We start from the raw sequence: 14,943 nt of genomic DNA, 5'->3' as shown, positions 1-14,943 counted from the left end.
CCGCACTCATCCTCCCGTGCTCAGGCGGAGTCGGCGGGTGCCACCGCCGACAGCGGGGTCGCGATGTCCTCCAGCGAGCGCCGTTCGGCCTTCACCGCCAGGAACGCGGCGACCAGGCCGGCCGCGCACATCAGGCCCGCGCCGATCTGGAAGGCCAGCACGGTGTTGCCGACCACGCCGGACTGGGTGAGGTCCGCGAAGAGCAGCGGTCCGCTGATACCGCCGGCCGCCGTGCCGATGGCGTAGAAGAAGGCGATGGCCATCGCGCGGGTCTCCATCGGGAAGATCTCGGAGACGGTGAGGTAGGCGCTCGACGCGCCCGCCGAGGCGAAGAAGAGGGCCACGCACCAGCAGGCCGTCAGGGTCACCGCGCTCAGCGAGCCCCGGCCGAAGAGCCAGGCCGTGCCGAACAGCAGCAGCCCGGAGAGCAGGTACGTCGACGAGATCATCGGGCGGCGGCCCACCGTGTCGAAGAACTTGCCGAGCAGCAGCGGGCCGAGGAAGTTGCCGAACGCGATCACGGCGAAGTAGTAGCCGGTGGCGCCCGTCGGGACGTCGTAGAACTTCGTCAGGATCGCGCCGAAGCCGAAGGTGATCGCGTTGTAGAGGAACGCCTGGCCGATGAAGAGGGAGAGGCCGAGCGCGGCGCGCTTGCGGTAGGTCCCGAGGACCGTGCGGGCGATGGCGCGGAAGCCGATGCTCTTGCGCTGGCGGATGGTGATCTCCCCGGCGGGGGGCGGCAGTTCGCGGCCGCCGAGCTCCGCGCGGACCCGTTCCTCCACCGAGGCCACCACCCGTTCGGCCTCCTCCTGCCGGCCGTGGATCAGCAGCCACCGTGGGCTCTCCGGGACACTGCGGCGTACGAGGAGGATGACCAGACCGAGGACCACACCAAGGGCGAAGGTCAGCCGCCAGCCGATGTTCGCCGGGAAGAGGGCGGTGTCCAGCGCGACGATCGACAGCAGGGAGCCGCCGATCGCGCCCAGCCAGAAGCTGCCGTTGATGATCAGGTCGACCCGGCCGCGGTAGTAGGAGGGGATCAGCTCGTCGATCGCGGAGTTGATGGCCGCGTACTCGCCGCCAATGCCGAAGCCCGTGAGGAAGCGGAAGGTGAAGAACCACCAGGGCTCGAAGGAGACGGCGGTCAGGGCCGTGGCCCCGAGGTAGACCGCCAGGGTGACCATGAACAGTTTCCTGCGGCCGAAGCGGTCGGTGAGGCGGCCGAAGAACAGCGCCCCGACGCACGCGCCGGCCACGTAGATGGCGGCCGCGGTGCCGGTGACCTGCGCGGAGGTGATCGGCAGGCCGCTGCCGGGCTCGGAGAGGCGTCCGGCGATGTTGCCGACGATCGTGACTTCCAGTCCGTCGAGGATCCACACCGTGCCGAGGCCGATCACCACGGTCCGGTGCCAGCGCGACCACGGGAGGCGGTCGAGACGGGCGGGCACGGCGGTGGTGACCCGGCCCCCGGCTTGGCCCCGGCCTTCCCCCCGACCCTTTTCCTCAACGGTGGACATGGGGCTCCCTCCTGGTCGGGCGACACCTGCCCGGGTTCCCTCCGGAGCTCGGCCTACGCCCGCCCGAGTGCGGCCACGCCCTCCCGAGAGGGATCTACGCCCCCACGATCCGCGACACCGTATAGATCAGCAACCCGGCCAACGAACCCACCACCGTGCCGTTGATCCGGATGAACTGCAGGTCACGGCCGATGTGGGCCTCGATCTTCCTGGTCGTGTGCTCGGCGTCCCAGCCGGCCACGGTGTCAGTGATGAGGGAGGTGATCTCCGTCTGGTAAGTCGTCACGACGTACACCGCCGCGCCCTCGACCCACCCGTCGACCTTCGCCTGGAGCTTGGCATCGGTGGCCATGCGGGCGCCCAGCGAGAGCAGCGAGGCCCGCACGCGCAGCCGCAGCTCACTGCGCTCGTCCTCGGCGGCGGACACGATCATGGACCGTACGGCCGTCCAGGCGGAGGCGATCAGGTCCTGGACCTCACCGCGGCCGAGCACCTCACCCTTCAGGCGCTCCACGCGCGCGCGGGTGTCGGTGTCGGACTGGAGGTCGGAGGCGAAGTCGGTGAGGAACCGGTCGAGGGCGCCGCGGGCCGGATGGGAGGGGGCGTCGCGCATCTCGGTGACGAAGCGCAGCAGCTCCTTGTAGACCCGCTCGCCGACCTTCTTGTCGACGAAGCGCGGGGTCCAGCCGGGCGCGCCGCCCTGGATCGCGTCCATGACCTGCTCGTCGTGGAACACCAGCCAGTCATGGGCGCGGACGCAGATCAGGTCCACGAACCGCTTGTGGCCGCCGTCCGCGACGATCTTCTCCAGCATCTTCCCTATGCCGGGCGCGATCTCCTGGGCGTCGGCGCGGCGGGTGATCGCCTCCCCGACCACCGCCTGCACGTCGGAGTCGCGCAGCACGGTCAGGGCACCTCTGAGCGCGGCGGCGAGCTCGGCGGTCACCCGGTCGGCGTGCTCCGGCTCGGTGAGCCAGGCACCGAGGCGGCTGCCGATGCCCACGGCGCGCAGACGCTGTCGTACGACGTCGGAGGAGAGGAAGTTCTCGCCCACGAACTCGCCGAGCGAGACGCCCAGCTGGTCCTTCTTGGTGGGGATGATCGCGGTGTGCGGGATGGGCAGGCCGAGCGGGTGACGGAAGAGGGCCGTGACCGCGAACCAGTCGGCGAGCGCGCCGACCATACCGGCCTCGGCGGCCGCCGCGACGTAACCGGCCCAGACGCCCGCGCCCTCGTGGGACGCCCATTTCGCGAGGACGTAGACGAGGGCGACGAAGAGCAGCAGGCCGGTGGCCGTCAGTTTCATCTGGCGGACGCCGCGGCGCTTCTCCTCGTCGGCGGGGCTGAACGAGGTCATCGCGCGGTTCGGCGGGCCGGGGGCGGTCGTCGTGCGGTTGCCGGGGGCGCCGGGCAGGGCGTGCCGCCCTTCGGCGCCCGCGTCTTCCGGTTCTGTTCGTTCCATTCACTCCACCCGTTCGCCGAGCCGTCCGAGGGCTCCGTACACATTGTCCCTTCCTGACCGACTCCCGGAACGGAACAGGAGTTCCCTGCGTCTGTTCGGGCGGGGGGAACTCAGGGGAATCCTGGGGCCGTCTCCGGGACATCTCAGGGTCGTTCGAGGCCACGGTAGGGGCCCGTCGATTTCCTCCCCACCCCGTACCGCATCATGTGATCATCACATCGGAGCCTCGGGCTCCCCTCGCCCGAGGAGACACGCACCGCATGACCAAGCGTCATGGTTATGCCCTGCTGGCCGCCGTCATCGCCATGATCGTGGCCACGTCCGGAGCCATATACGTGGGTGTCGCCGCCGACCACGGCACGGGCGGCACCCGCAACGCCACCGCCGACAACCGCGCCCCGCGCGACTCGGCCGCCCCCGCCTCCGCGGGCACCTGGGTCGGCACCTGGTCGGCCTCCCCCGCCGCGGCCGAGCCCGGCACCGAGACGAACGGCATGGCGGGCCGCTCCGTGCGCAACATCGTGCACACGGACGTCGGCGGCACCGAGGCCCGCATCACCCTGTCCAACCTCTACGGGCAGCAGCCGCTGAACATCACGCACGCCTCGATCGCCGTCGCCGCGGCCGAGAACGACGCGGCGGCGGTGGCCGACACCATGCGCCGCCTCACCTTCTCCGGCAGCACCACCGTGATCGTCCCGCCCGGGCAGCAGATCATGAGCGACGCCGTGCGCGTCCGCGTCCCGCGCGACTCCGACGTCCTCGTGACCACGTACTCCCCGACCCCGTCCGGCCCGGTCACCTACCACCCGCACGCACGGCAGATCTCCTACGCCGCCCAGGGCGACCGCACCGAGGACGTGACCGCCACCGCGTACACCGAGCAGACCCCGCACTGGCGCTACCTCACCGCGCTCGACGTACTGAGCGACGAATCCGTCGGCACCGTCGTCGCCCTGGGCGACTCGATCACCGACGGCATCACCTCCACGGAGGGCGCCAACCACCGCTGGACGGACATCCTCGCCGACCGGCTGCGCACCGCGGCCGGCTCCGGAGACGTACCTCGCTACAGCGTCGTCAACCAGGGCATCAGCGGCAACCAGGTCCTGGCCGAAGGGCTCGGCCGGCCCGCAGACAACCCGAGCGGGCTGAACCGTCTCGAGCGCGACGTGCTCGACCGTACGAACGTCAAGGCCGTCGTCATCGACCTCGGCGTCAACGACATCCTGCGGGGCCAGGGCCAGGCCGATCCGGTGGCCGTCACCGACGGACTGCGGGAGATGGTGCGGCGGGCGCACGCGCGCGGCCTGCGGGTCGTCGGGGCCACGCTGATGCCCTTCGGCGGGCACCGCGGGTACTCACGCACGCGTGACGCCGTGCGCCGGGCCGTCAACGCGGAGATCCGGGCGGGGAAGGTGTACGACGCCGTCGTCGACTTCGACGAGGCGTTGCGGGATCCCTACGATCCGCGGCGACTGCGGGCCGACTACGACTCCGGGGACCATCTGCACCCCAGTGACAAGGGGTACGAGCGGATGGCGGAGGTGTTCGAGCTCGAGGATCTGAAGGGGGCGACACCTGCGGAGCTGTGAACCGGGCGCTCCACTCAGCCGGAAACTAGGGCGTGTTTCGAAAGTAGCGTCGTCCGCCCGAAGGGCGGGGTCCGCGGCGTCTGGTGCTGGGGGCACCTCCCACGCCTTTGAGGCAGTGGGGGAGCATCGCAAGGCGGAGGGTCGTCCGCGTACTGGGCGTACGCGGACGATCCCGACAACGCGGCGAGGCGCCGTGCCAGGCGCCGCGGACCAGACGGGACTTTCGAAACACGCCCTAGTAGCCGCCGTGCCTCCGCCGATGCCGCTCCTCCCGGCGCTCCCGGTGCCGTTCCCTGCGCTCCTCCTGGCGCTCCCTGCGTTCCTCGTGGCGTTCGCGGATGAGGTCCTGGGCATCGTCGAGAGCGTCGAACATGTCACCGAGGCCGTCCCGCCGGGAACCCTCCAGTTCCTTGCGGGCGCTCTTGCGCTCCAGCTTCTCCTGGCGGCGCTCCTCCTTCAGGCGCAGCCGCTCGGCACGGGTCAGCTTGCGCTCCACGCCGACGCCGCCCCAGAAGGCGAAGCCCGTGATGATCACGCGCGGGGCGCCCGGGTCCCCGGACCGGCCCTCCTCGCGGTGGTCGAAGCCGCCCATGATGCCGATCCCGCGGACGACGACCTCGACGCCGGGCGGCACGATGACGTTCATGCCGCCCATGACGGCGACACAGTTGATGACGACCTCACGGTCCGCGAAGTTCGCCTCGCGCAGGTCGATCTCGCCACCGCCCATGAAGGCGAAGGAGTTGAAGCGCCCCGGCACCGTCCAGCGGCCCTTGCGCTCGAAGCCCGACAGGATCGCCACGCCCCACGAGGACGAACCCTCGCCACCGACGATCCGCCCTGCCCAACTCCCGCTCTCCTCAGGCTGCTTGACCATGGAGACCGGAGCCGCGGCGTGCGCGCCCGGCAGATCACGGGTGAGCGGCGCCAACTCCCTGTACGTCCGCGCCTTGAACGCCGCTTCCAGCCGCTCCTCGAACTCCTCCATGTCGAGGCGGCCCTCCGCGAGGGCGTCCCGCAGCTGTTCGGCGACCCGTTCACGATCGGCGTCGGAGGCCCGGAGCTCCAAGCCCGGGGTTCCGGGGTCCGGCGGCGTCGGTCGCTGGTCGTCGCTTCCCCTGGAAGGCACATCCTCGGTCATGGGACTCACCCTACGAGAGAGCCTTCTCCGCGTACATGCGGCTGATGACCGCCTCGATGTCCGGCTCCCGCACCGAGAGGTCCACCAGGGGAAACTCGGCCGCGATCCGCGCCACCAGCTCGGCCGCCGACGCCGACGCGGGAAAGGCGAGCCACTGCCGGGGCCCCTCCACCTTCACCACCCGCGCCGAGTCCACCTCGATCGGCGGGAGTTCCCGCTCCAGATCGACCACGAGGGTCCGCTCGCTCTCCCCCACCTCGTGCAGCCCGGTCAGCGGACCGTCGTACATCAGCCGTCCGTGGTCGATGACCATCACCCGCCGGCACAACTGCTCGATGTCGGTGAGGTCGTGCGTGGTCAGCAGCACCGTCGCACCGCGCTCGGCGTTCAGGTCCCGCAGGAAGGAACGGACCTTGGCCTTGCTGATCACATCGAGGCCGATGGTGGGTTCGTCCAGGTAGAGGACCTCGGGGTCGTGCAGCAGCGCCGCCGCGATGTCGCCGCGCATCCGCTGGCCCAGCGAGAGCTGGCGCACCGGGACGTCCAACAGGGCTTCCAAGTCCAGGAGTTCGACGCAGCGGTCGAGGTTCTCGCGGTAACGGGCGTCCGGGATCCGGTACATGCGGCGCATCAGCCGGTAGGAGTCGATCAGCGGCAGGTCCCACCACAGGGTCGTACGCTGCCCGAAGACGACCCCGATGCGCTGCGCGAGCCGGGTCCGCTCGCGGGACGGGTCGATGCCCGCCACCCGCAGCCGGCCGGCGCTCGGGGTGAGGATGCCGGTGAGCATCTTGATGGTCGTCGACTTGCCCGCGCCGTTCGGGCCGATGTAGCCGACCATCTCACCGCGTGCCACGGTGAAGGAGAGGGAGTCCACGGCCCGTACCTGGCGCCGTTCGCTGCGCAGGAAGCCGGTCTTCTTGCGGACGTCGAAGACCTTCTCGACGCCCTCGAGTTCGATGAAATCGCCCACCGGATCCCTGACCGGGTCCGTCATCAGGCCTGTTTCCATGTCGGTTCAACTCCCCGTGCTGCGATAGGAACGAAGTCCCGCCCGCCACGCGACCCCCGCCAGCGCGCAGCAGCCCGCCGCGACCAGGGGCGGGGTGAAGGCGACCCAGGTCGGCAGGTCGAGCGGATAGGGCCGGCCCAGCACGTACAGCCCGGGCAGCCAGTTCACGAAAGCCAGCGGGAGCACGTAGGTGACCCCACGCACCAAGTCCTTGGCGAAGACGGTCGGCGGGTACTGCAGGAGCGTGGTGCCGCCGTACGTGAAGGAGTTCTGCACCTCGGAGGCGTCCTGCGCGACGAACTGGAAGGCCCCGCCCGCCACGAACACGGCCGCGAAGACGGCGGCGCCGCACAGCAGCATCAGCGGGACCATGAGCAGTCTGAGCGGCGTCCAGTCGATGTCGAGTACGACCATCGCGTACACGAGGACCAGCAGCCCCTGGGTGACCCGGCCGAGGCGGCGCAGCGCGAAGCGGTCGGCCGCGACCTGGGCGAGAACCGGGACGGGGCGTACGAGGAGCGTGTCGAGGGTGCCGTCGCGCACCCGGCGCCCGAGCCGGTCCATCGAGCCGACCGCCAGGTCCGTGATCCCGAAGGAGGTGGCCGAGATGCCGTACAGAAAGGCGACCTCGGGCAGGCTGTAGCCGCCGAGCCGGTCGACCCGCGAGAACATCAGCAGCACCGCGACGAAGTCGAGGGCGGTCGCCGCGAAGTTCCCGAAGGTGGTCATCACGAAGGAGGCGCGGTAGGCCATCGTGGAGCGGATCCACATCGCGGCGATCATCCGATAGGCGCGGACACCGTCGCGCACGCGGGCATACGTGCCCTGCCGCGCACCCAGCGTCCCCGAGCCCAGCGTCCCCGAGCCCGGCCCCCCCGAACCCTGGACCGGCCGCTCATCCACCGAGCCCACCGATCCGTCCACCGGACCGCCGGTCCCCCCGTCCACCGAGTCAGCCACCCTGCACCACCACCCTCCGTGTCGCCACCGACTGGATCAGCCGGCCCAGGGCCAGCAGCCCGAGAGCCCAGGACGCCTGGAAGACATACGTGCCGAGGGGATCCGCGGTGCCGAGAAGGACGTCCGCGGGGCCCTGGACCAGGGACGACCAGGGCAGAGCGCGTACGACCTCGCCCAGCGCGCCCGGGAAGACGTTCAGCGGCAGCAGCATCCCCGAGCAGAAGACACCCGCGATCATGGACATCTGCGCCGCACCCGCCCCGTCGAGCAACCAGAACGCGGACAGCGCCACCAGGTAGCGGATCGAGAAGCTCACGACTATCCCGAGCGCGACCGCGACCAGGAACGCGATCCAGGTCAGCGGGTCGGCGGGGAGCGCGAGCTCGAAGCAGAGCGCGCCGAACGCCAGGGGCACCACTCCGCGCCCCAGCAGATGGAACATGGCCCGCCCCGCGTCCTGGGACAACCACCACAACTGGAGGTCGACAGGACGGTACAGATCGATCGCGATGTCACCCGTACGGATGCGCTCGATCAGTTCGTCCTCGAAGCCGCCGCCCATGGTGGCCATCGCCATGAGCAGCGCCTGGGAGAGCCACACATAGGTGAGCGCCTGAGCCTGGTCATAGCCGCCGAGGTGCGGTTTCTCGTCCCACAGCGCCATGAAGATGTACGCCAGGATCAGCCCGAACACGGTGTTGGTGAACACCCCTGCCGCCGTCGCCGTCCGATAAGTGGCGTAGCGCCGGAACCCGCCCACTGCGACGGCCGTGTACAACCGCCCTGTCCCCACGAGGAAGTCCTCCTTGCGCCTGAAGGGCCGTTGTGGCCGAAGCGCAGGAGCCTAGCCTCCGCCCGGCTTCGCCTGCCAGGCATTTTCAGGCGCGACACGTGCCGGGATCGGGGAACGGAACGCTTGGTACGACAGTCTTCAACAGGGGGCGCACCAGGCGTATGAGGGCGTACGGCAACGTACGATGCGAAACAGGAGTCCGGCGAACAGATGAGTGACAAGCCGCAGCCGCAGCAGAGCAGCCAGGGCTGGGCCCCCAGGGAACCGGAACGGGTGCTTCACGCGGCACCGGGCGAGCCGGGCAGGGACGGCACACCGGGCGAGCCGGGTGGGACGGACGCACCGGGGAACCCGGGCAAGCCGGGGAAGAAGCCCAGGCGCAAGCGGACCGGCTGGGGGCGGCTCATCCCGACCTGGCGGACGGTGCTCGGCACGATCCTCGGCGCGATACTGCTCGTGATCGGCCTGTTCGCACTCGGCTACTACCTGGTCAAGATCCCGCCCGCGAACGCCGCCGCGACCAAGCAGAGCAACGTCTACCTGTACGCCGACGGCAGCCAGCTCGCCCGCGACGGCGAGGTCAACCGCGAGAACGTGGCACTCGCGGAGATCTCCAAGGCCGCCCAGCACGCGGCGCTCGCCGCCGAGGACCGCGACTTCTACACCGAGTCCGCCGTCGACCCGAAGGCGATGATCCGCGCCGGCTGGAACACCGCCACCGGCAAGGGCAAGCAGTCCGGCTCGACCATCACCCAGCAGTACGTGAAGAACTACTACCTGGGCCAGGAGCAGACCGCCACACGGAAGGTGAAGGAGTTCTTCATCTCCATCAAGCTCGACCGCCAGAAGAGCAAGGACGACATCCTCGAGGGCTACCTCAACACCAGCTACTTCGGCCGCAACGCGTACGGCATCCAGGCCGCCGCCCAGGCGTACTACGGCGTCGACGCCAAGAAACTGACGGTCGGCCAGGGCGCCTACCTCGCGGCGCTCCTGAACGCGCCGAGCGAGTACGACGTGGTCGCGCACCCCGAGAACAAGTCCGCGGCCCTCGCCCGCTGGAACTACGTCCTCGACGGCATGGTCAAGAAGAAGTGGCTGGCCCAGGCGGACCGGGCCAAGGTCACGTTCCCGCAGCCCAGGCAGGAAGTGGTCGCGGCCGCCATGTCAGGCCAGCGCGGCTACCTGGTGCAGGCGGTCAAGGACTACCTCGTCTCCAACAAGATCATCGACGAGGACACCCTCACCACCGGCGGCTACCGCGTCACCACCACCCTGCAGAAGTCCAGGCAGAACGCCTTCGTCAAGGCCGTCAACGACCAGGTGATGTCGAAGCTCGACAAGAAGAACCGCAAGGTCGACCGGTACGTCCGCGCCGGCGGCGTCTCCATCGACCCGGCCACCGGCGAGGTCGTCGCGATGTACGGCGGCATCGACTACACCAAGCAGTACGTCAACAACGCGACGCGCCGTGACTACCAGGTCGGCTCCACCTTCAAGCCGCTCGTGTTCACCTCGGCCGTGGAGAACGGCTCGCAGACACAGGACGGCCGCACGATCACCCCGAACACCGTCTACGACGGCACCGACAAGCGCCCCGTGCAGGGCTGGAACGGCGGCTCGTACGCGCCCGAGAACGAGGACAACGTCTCGTACGGGCCCATCACGGTACGCACCGCCACCGACAAGTCCGTCAACGCCGTGTACGCGCAGATGGCCGTGGACGTCGGCCCCGGCAAGGTCAAGCAGACGGCCGTCGCCCTCGGCATCCCCTCCACCACCCCCGACCTGACCGCCACCCCCTCCATCGCGCTCGGCCCGTCCACGGCCAGCGTCCTCGACATGGCGGAGGCGTACGCGACACTCGCGGGCCACGGCAGGCACGGCACGTACACCCTCGTCGAGAAGGTCACCAAGGACGGCATGCCGGCCGTGAGCCTGCCCAAGCAGGACACCGAGCGGGCGGTGAGCCGGGAGGCCGCCGACACCACCACGTCCGTCCTGCGGAGCGTCGTCGAGGGCGGCACCGGCACGGCCGCACTGGCCGCCGGCCGGCCCGCCGCGGGCAAGACCGGCACCGCGGAGGAGGACCAGGCGGCCTGGTTCGCGGGCTACACCCCCGACCTCGCCACCGTCGTCTCCGTGATGGGCCAGGACCCCGACACCGGCACCCACGAGTCCCTCTACGGCGCCCTCGGCCAGCCCCGCGTCAACGGCGGCGGCTACCCGGCACAGATCTGGGCGCAGTACACGAAGGCCGCGCTCAAGGGCAGCAGCCCGAAGGACTTCGACCTCCAGCTCCAGCCCGGCGCGCAGGAGCAGCAGCTCCCGAGCACCGGCCCCACCGACCAGCCCCCCGGCACCGGCGACGAGGACGACGGGGGCCAGACCACCGGCGGAACGGCCACCCAGAGCCCGCCCCCGGACGATACGCAGGGCCAGACCCAGGGCCAGACGGACGGCCAGACCCAGGGCCAGACGCAAGGTCAGACCCAAGGGCAGACGCAGGGCCAGACCGGCGGCGGCACCACCACCGGCGGCGGCACGACCGACGGGACGACCACCGGCGGCACCACGGACGCCGGCACCACCACCGGCGGCGACACCGCGGCCCCGTCGGGCGGGACCACGGACGGCGGCACGGCGGGGACGACCGCGGGAGGGGGACCACTGGGCGCACTGACGTCACGAAAACTGTGACCCGCGCCCGGCCGGACGAACGGCGGTTCCTGGATCCGCGGGTCCAGGAACCGCGGGTCCAGGAACCTCAGATCCCCAGATCCTTGATGATCTTCGCCACGTGGCCGGTCGCCTTCACGTTGTACAGCGCCCGCTCGACCTTGCCCTCCTCGTCCACGATCACCGTGGAGCGGATGACACCGACGTACGTCTTGCCGTAGTTCATCTTCTCGCCGTAGGCGCCGTACGCCTGCAGGACCGTCTTGTCGGGGTCGCCGACCAGCGTGACCTTCAGCGACTCCTTCTCACGGAACTTGGCGAGCTTCTCGGGCTTGTCCGGGGAGACCCCGATGACGTCGTACCCGGCACCGGCCAGCACATCGAGGTTGTCCGTGAAGTCACAGGCCTGCTTGGTGCAGCCGGGGGTCAGGGCGGCCGGGTAGAAGTAGACGATGACCTTGCGGCCCTTGTGGTCGGCGAGGGAGACCTCGTTGCCGTCGGCGTCGGGCAGGGTGAAGGCGGGGGCGGTGTCGCCGGGCTGGAGTCGCTCGCTCATCGGAACCTCACGTGGCCGGGGTGAATGCTTACGGAACTACGGGAACGAGCGTAATGGGGGTGCCGAGGGGTGGGCGGCGGCCCGAGCTGACAGACTGTCGAAGGCACAGAGGCAAAGATCGGAACACGACCACGGAGGCAGCGCGGTGTCGGATACGTCGAGAACGTCGGATACCAGGACTCCGGCGCAGATCGAGGCGGACATCAAGCGCCGCCGCGAAACTCTCGCCGAGACGCTCGACGAGATCGGCGTACGGGTCCACCCGAAGACGATCGTCGGCGACGCCAAGGCCAAGGTCGCCTCCCACATCGACCGCACCCTCGGCCGCGCCTACGTCGGCGTCAACCGGGTCGTCGGCGATGTGAAGGGGCAGTTCGTCACCGAGGACGGCGCGCCGCGCCTGGAGCGCATCGTGCCCATCGCGCTCGTCGCGGCCGCAGGCGTGGGCTTGCTCGTCGTGGGCTCACGGCGCCGCAAGCGCTGACCCCGTCCGGCCCGACTCGACGCGACCCGACTCGACGCGACCCGGCCCGGCTCCACCCGGCTGCGTACGGACGGCTCAAAGGCAGGTAGGTTCTGGACGTGAGCGCCAATCGGGACAAGCAGACCCCCCACCACGACAAGTTGCCCATCCGGATGCTGCACGACCGCGTGCTGGTCCGGCAGGACGCCGCCGAGGGCGAGCGGCGTTCCGGCGGCGGCATCCTGATCCCCGCGACGGCGGCCGTCGGCCGACGCCTCGCCTGGGCCGAGGTCATCGCGGTCGGACAGAACGTACGGACGGTGGAACCGGGCGACCGTGTCCTCTACGACCCCGAGGACCGGGCCGAGGTCGAGGTGCGGGGGATCCCGTACGTGCTGATGCGCGAGCGCGATCTGCACGCCGTGGCGGCGGACCGCTTCGAGGGCTCCGAGGACTCGACCGGCCTGTATTTGTAGGCCGTAGCCCGCACGACGGGGCTGGTGACCATGGTCACCAGCCCCTTTTTCCTGCGTTTTGCTACCGTGGAAGGCGTTGAAAGGACCCCGACGAGACGCGCCGTACCGGGCGGGGAGCGAAGAAGCTCCCAGGCAAAGACGACGCACCCCTGTTGATCACTCACGGAGGTGCCCCATGGCCTGGATCCTGCTGCTCGTCGCCGGCCTGCTCGAAGTCGGCTGGTCGATCGGCATGCTGTGCTCATCTGGGGGAAACCCCCCAGACCCCCGTACACCGACGGCTTCACGCGCCTGGTCCCGAGCGTCCTGACCTGCGCGGGCATCGCGGCGAGCATGATCCTTCTCTCCTACGCCGCCAAGTCCCTCCCCATCGGCACCGCCTACGGCGTCTGGGTCGGCATCGGCGCGGCCGGCGCGGCGCTACTCGGCATGCTCGTCCTCGGCGAACCGGCGACCGCCGCCCGCATCTTCTTCGTCTGCCTGCTCCTGGTGGCGGTGGTGGGCCTGAAGGTGACATCGGGGCACTGAGACACCCACTCCCGCCGCGTCAGACCCGCCGCGTCAGAACGAGATCCACACATCGGGAGCCAGGTCCGGTCGCCCCGGTACCGGCCTGCGCTCCTCCGCCCAGGCGTCGCCCGCGATATCGGCGGCGACACGGCGCCAGAAGCGCACGGCGCCCGGGTTGTCGTCCTGGAAGGCGACCTCCCACGGCCCCGGATGCCGGGCGACGACCTCACGGACCGTCCGCAGCCCGATCCCCGTCCGACGCGCCCCGCGCACCACGAAGAAGCTGCCGAGCACGCGGATCGGACCGTCCAGCCCCCGCACGAAGACGAACCCGACAGGGTGTTCCCCCCTGGTCACCAGATACGGCACCCGGTCACCGTCCGCGAACGCCGCCTCCAGCCGCTCACTGCGGAACGAGCCGTCCGGATGGGGCAACACGCCCCGGAACTCGGACAGATCGTGCTGGAACAGCGCCCAGAGACGGTCGAGCACGGGGCGGTCGGCGTCATCGGCGAGGCGCACGGTCGTGTCGGACATGGTCCCCCTCCAAAGATTTCTGATCCCGGGCATGAAAAAAGCCTCCCGGGCGGACGTCGTGTCCGATTCCGAAAGGCGTGACTACTGATCAGCACAGTACCAAAAGCCGGACGTGACCATCCGATAAACGGTTCGTTACTCCGTACGAGGACACGAACGTGCAGTCGAGACAGGTGGGGTACATGAGCGTGCGGAGTACAGCGGAACCGATGGCGACCAACCCCGGCCACGCCGTGCCAGAACCAGACCCGTATTGCAGGGAACGACTCGCGCCGGTCATCGCCGAGGCGCGCAACTGGACCGATCTCATGCGACGGCTCGGTCTCAGGACGAGTGGAGGCCAACGTCGTGTACTCCAGGAGAAAGTAGCGAGTCACGGGCTCGACGCGAGCCACTTCGTCAAGCACAGCCCATGGCGCAAGTACCCGGATGTCGCCATCGCCGAAGCTGCCGCCTCATCGTCCTCGCTGCGCGAAGTGGCCCTGAAACTGGGCGCCACCCCGGCCACGGGAACGCTCTCCCACATCCGACGCCGCATCAGCGCGGCGGGCATCGACATCAGCCACTTCCCGGGCATGGATCGGCCCGAGTTGGACCTGCCCTTCACCTCGGAGGAACTACGGACAGCCGCAGCCGCAGCCGCGAGCGTGCGTGGCGTGGCCCGCGCGCTGGGCGTTCCGGACGACAGCCGCTCGCGCGCAACGCTGAGCCGCATGCTGGCAATCCAGCGCATCGATATCGGGCACTTCTCCTACCGGCGTGCGCCGATTCCCGAGGACAGGTTGCGCTGTCTCGTGCGCAGCTCCACCAGCTATGCCGACGTCATGCGCGGTCTCGGTATGGACGTCAACGACACCAATCACCGGCGCGTCCGGCGCGCCGCCTCCCGCCTCGATCTCGACACCAGCCACTTCAAGCGCCGGGCCTGGGGGCGGCCGGAGCGCCCAGCACTCTCATCAACCGCGCACCGGGTGCTGGTCGTCCTGCCGGACCAAGCCGGACGGACCAACAGGGCCCAGCTCCACCGCGCCATGACCGAGATTGGGGTGCCATATACCTGTACGGGGTGCGGCAACGCCGGTGAGTGGCTAGGCCGCCCGATCACCTTGCAGATCGACCATGTCAATGGGGACTGGCGGGACAACCGCAGGGAGAATCTGCGATACCTGTGCCCCAACTGTCATGCACTGACGGAGACGTGGTGCCGACAGAAGGGGAGGGCGCCTCTCGCCGGGTGACCTG

The 14,943-nt window shown here is 69.9% G+C and carries 13 protein-coding genes and 1 pseudogene; 6 read left to right on the top strand and 8 right to left on the bottom strand.

The features are described 5' to 3' along the window. Nucleotides 1–20: 20 nt before the first annotated feature. The gene (locus OG819_RS18780; protein ID WP_266650459.1) at nt 21–1,517 is read right to left on the bottom strand and encodes an MFS transporter; all 1,497 of its coding nucleotides are present in this window, start codon (nt 1,515–1,517) and stop codon (nt 21–23) included. A gap of 94 nt (nt 1,518–1,611) precedes the next feature. Further along, nucleotides 1,612–2,979, bottom strand: coding sequence for a DUF445 domain-containing protein (locus OG819_RS18775; RefSeq protein ID WP_266650457.1), 1,368 nt, complete (start codon nt 2,977–2,979; stop codon nt 1,612–1,614). 260 nt (nt 2,980–3,239) lie between these two features. On the opposite strand from OG819_RS18775, the gene OG819_RS18770 reads away from it, so the two are divergent. Then, on the top strand, nt 3,240–4,574 hold the full coding sequence (locus tag OG819_RS18770) for an SGNH/GDSL hydrolase family protein (RefSeq protein WP_266650455.1): 1,335 nt from the start codon (nt 3,240–3,242) through the stop codon (nt 4,572–4,574). Between the two features lie 235 nt (nt 4,575–4,809). On the opposite strand, the gene OG819_RS18765 is transcribed toward OG819_RS18770, so the two are convergent. The 4 genes from OG819_RS18765 to OG819_RS18750 form a co-directional block, all read right to left on the bottom strand. Next, on the bottom strand, nt 4,810–5,715 hold the full coding sequence (locus tag OG819_RS18765; RefSeq protein ID WP_266650453.1) for a DUF1707 domain-containing protein: 906 nt from the start codon (nt 5,713–5,715) through the stop codon (nt 4,810–4,812). A 10-nt stretch (nt 5,716–5,725) separates the two neighbouring features. Beyond that, nucleotides 5,726–6,727 carry an ATP-binding cassette domain-containing protein gene (locus OG819_RS18760; RefSeq protein WP_266650451.1) on the bottom strand — a complete coding sequence of 334 codons (1,002 nt, stop codon included), beginning with the start codon at nt 6,725–6,727 and terminating at the stop codon, nt 5,726–5,728. A 6-nt stretch (nt 6,728–6,733) separates the two neighbouring features. After that, complete coding sequence (locus OG819_RS18755) at nt 6,734–7,582, bottom strand: ABC transporter permease (protein WP_266652733.1); 849 nt, start codon at nt 7,580–7,582, stop codon at nt 6,734–6,736. 97 nt (nt 7,583–7,679) lie between these two features. Further along, nucleotides 7,680–8,480: an ABC-2 family transporter protein gene (locus OG819_RS18750; protein WP_266650449.1), complete on the bottom strand. Its 801-nt coding sequence runs from the start codon at nt 8,478–8,480 to the stop codon at nt 7,680–7,682. Between the two features lie 210 nt (nt 8,481–8,690). On the opposite strand from OG819_RS18750, the gene OG819_RS18745 reads away from it, so the two are divergent. Further along, entirely contained in the window at nt 8,691–11,180 is a 2,490-nt protein-coding gene (locus tag OG819_RS18745; RefSeq protein ID WP_266650448.1) for a transglycosylase domain-containing protein, read from the top strand. Between the two features lie 67 nt (nt 11,181–11,247). Here the strand turns inward: OG819_RS18745 and bcp are convergent, their stop codons facing one another. Next, the gene (gene bcp, locus OG819_RS18740; RefSeq protein WP_266413643.1) at nt 11,248–11,715 is read right to left on the bottom strand and encodes a thioredoxin-dependent thiol peroxidase; all 468 of its coding nucleotides are present in this window, start codon (nt 11,713–11,715) and stop codon (nt 11,248–11,250) included. Nucleotides 11,716–11,860: 145 nt separating this feature from the next. Between bcp and OG819_RS18735 the strand changes: the two genes are divergently transcribed. The 3 genes and pseudogenes from OG819_RS18735 to OG819_RS18725 all read left to right on the top strand — a co-directional run bounded on the left by OG819_RS18735 (nt 11,861) and on the right by OG819_RS18725 (nt 13,182). Further along, a complete protein-coding gene (locus tag OG819_RS18735) occupies nt 11,861–12,199 on the top strand; it encodes a DUF3618 domain-containing protein (protein WP_266650447.1) in 339 nt (112 codons plus the stop codon). 98 nt (nt 12,200–12,297) lie between these two features. After that, on the top strand, nt 12,298–12,654 hold the full coding sequence (locus tag OG819_RS18730) for a co-chaperone GroES (protein ID WP_266624985.1): 357 nt from the start codon (nt 12,298–12,300) through the stop codon (nt 12,652–12,654). Between the two features lie 175 nt (nt 12,655–12,829). After that, nucleotides 12,830–13,182, top strand: a pseudogene (locus OG819_RS18725) (multidrug efflux SMR transporter). 33 nt (nt 13,183–13,215) lie between these two features. On the opposite strand, the gene OG819_RS18720 reads toward OG819_RS18725, so the two are convergent. After that, on the bottom strand, nt 13,216–13,701 hold the full coding sequence (locus OG819_RS18720; protein WP_266650445.1) for a GNAT family N-acetyltransferase: 486 nt from the start codon (nt 13,699–13,701) through the stop codon (nt 13,216–13,218). A 209-nt stretch (nt 13,702–13,910) separates the two neighbouring features. Between OG819_RS18720 and OG819_RS18715 the strand changes: the two genes are divergently transcribed. Continuing rightward, nucleotides 13,911–14,939: an HNH endonuclease signature motif containing protein gene (locus OG819_RS18715; RefSeq protein WP_266650444.1), complete on the top strand. Its 1,029-nt coding sequence runs from the start codon at nt 13,911–13,913 to the stop codon at nt 14,937–14,939. The last annotated feature ends 4 nt before the right edge of the window (nt 14,940–14,943 follow it).

This window comes from Streptomyces sp. NBC_01549, from assembly GCF_026339955.1.
Classification (GTDB): Bacteria; Actinomycetota; Actinomycetes; order Streptomycetales; family Streptomycetaceae; genus Streptomyces.
Note: the sequence above shows the minus strand (reverse complement) of the source record. Positions and strands in the feature narration are given on the sequence as shown.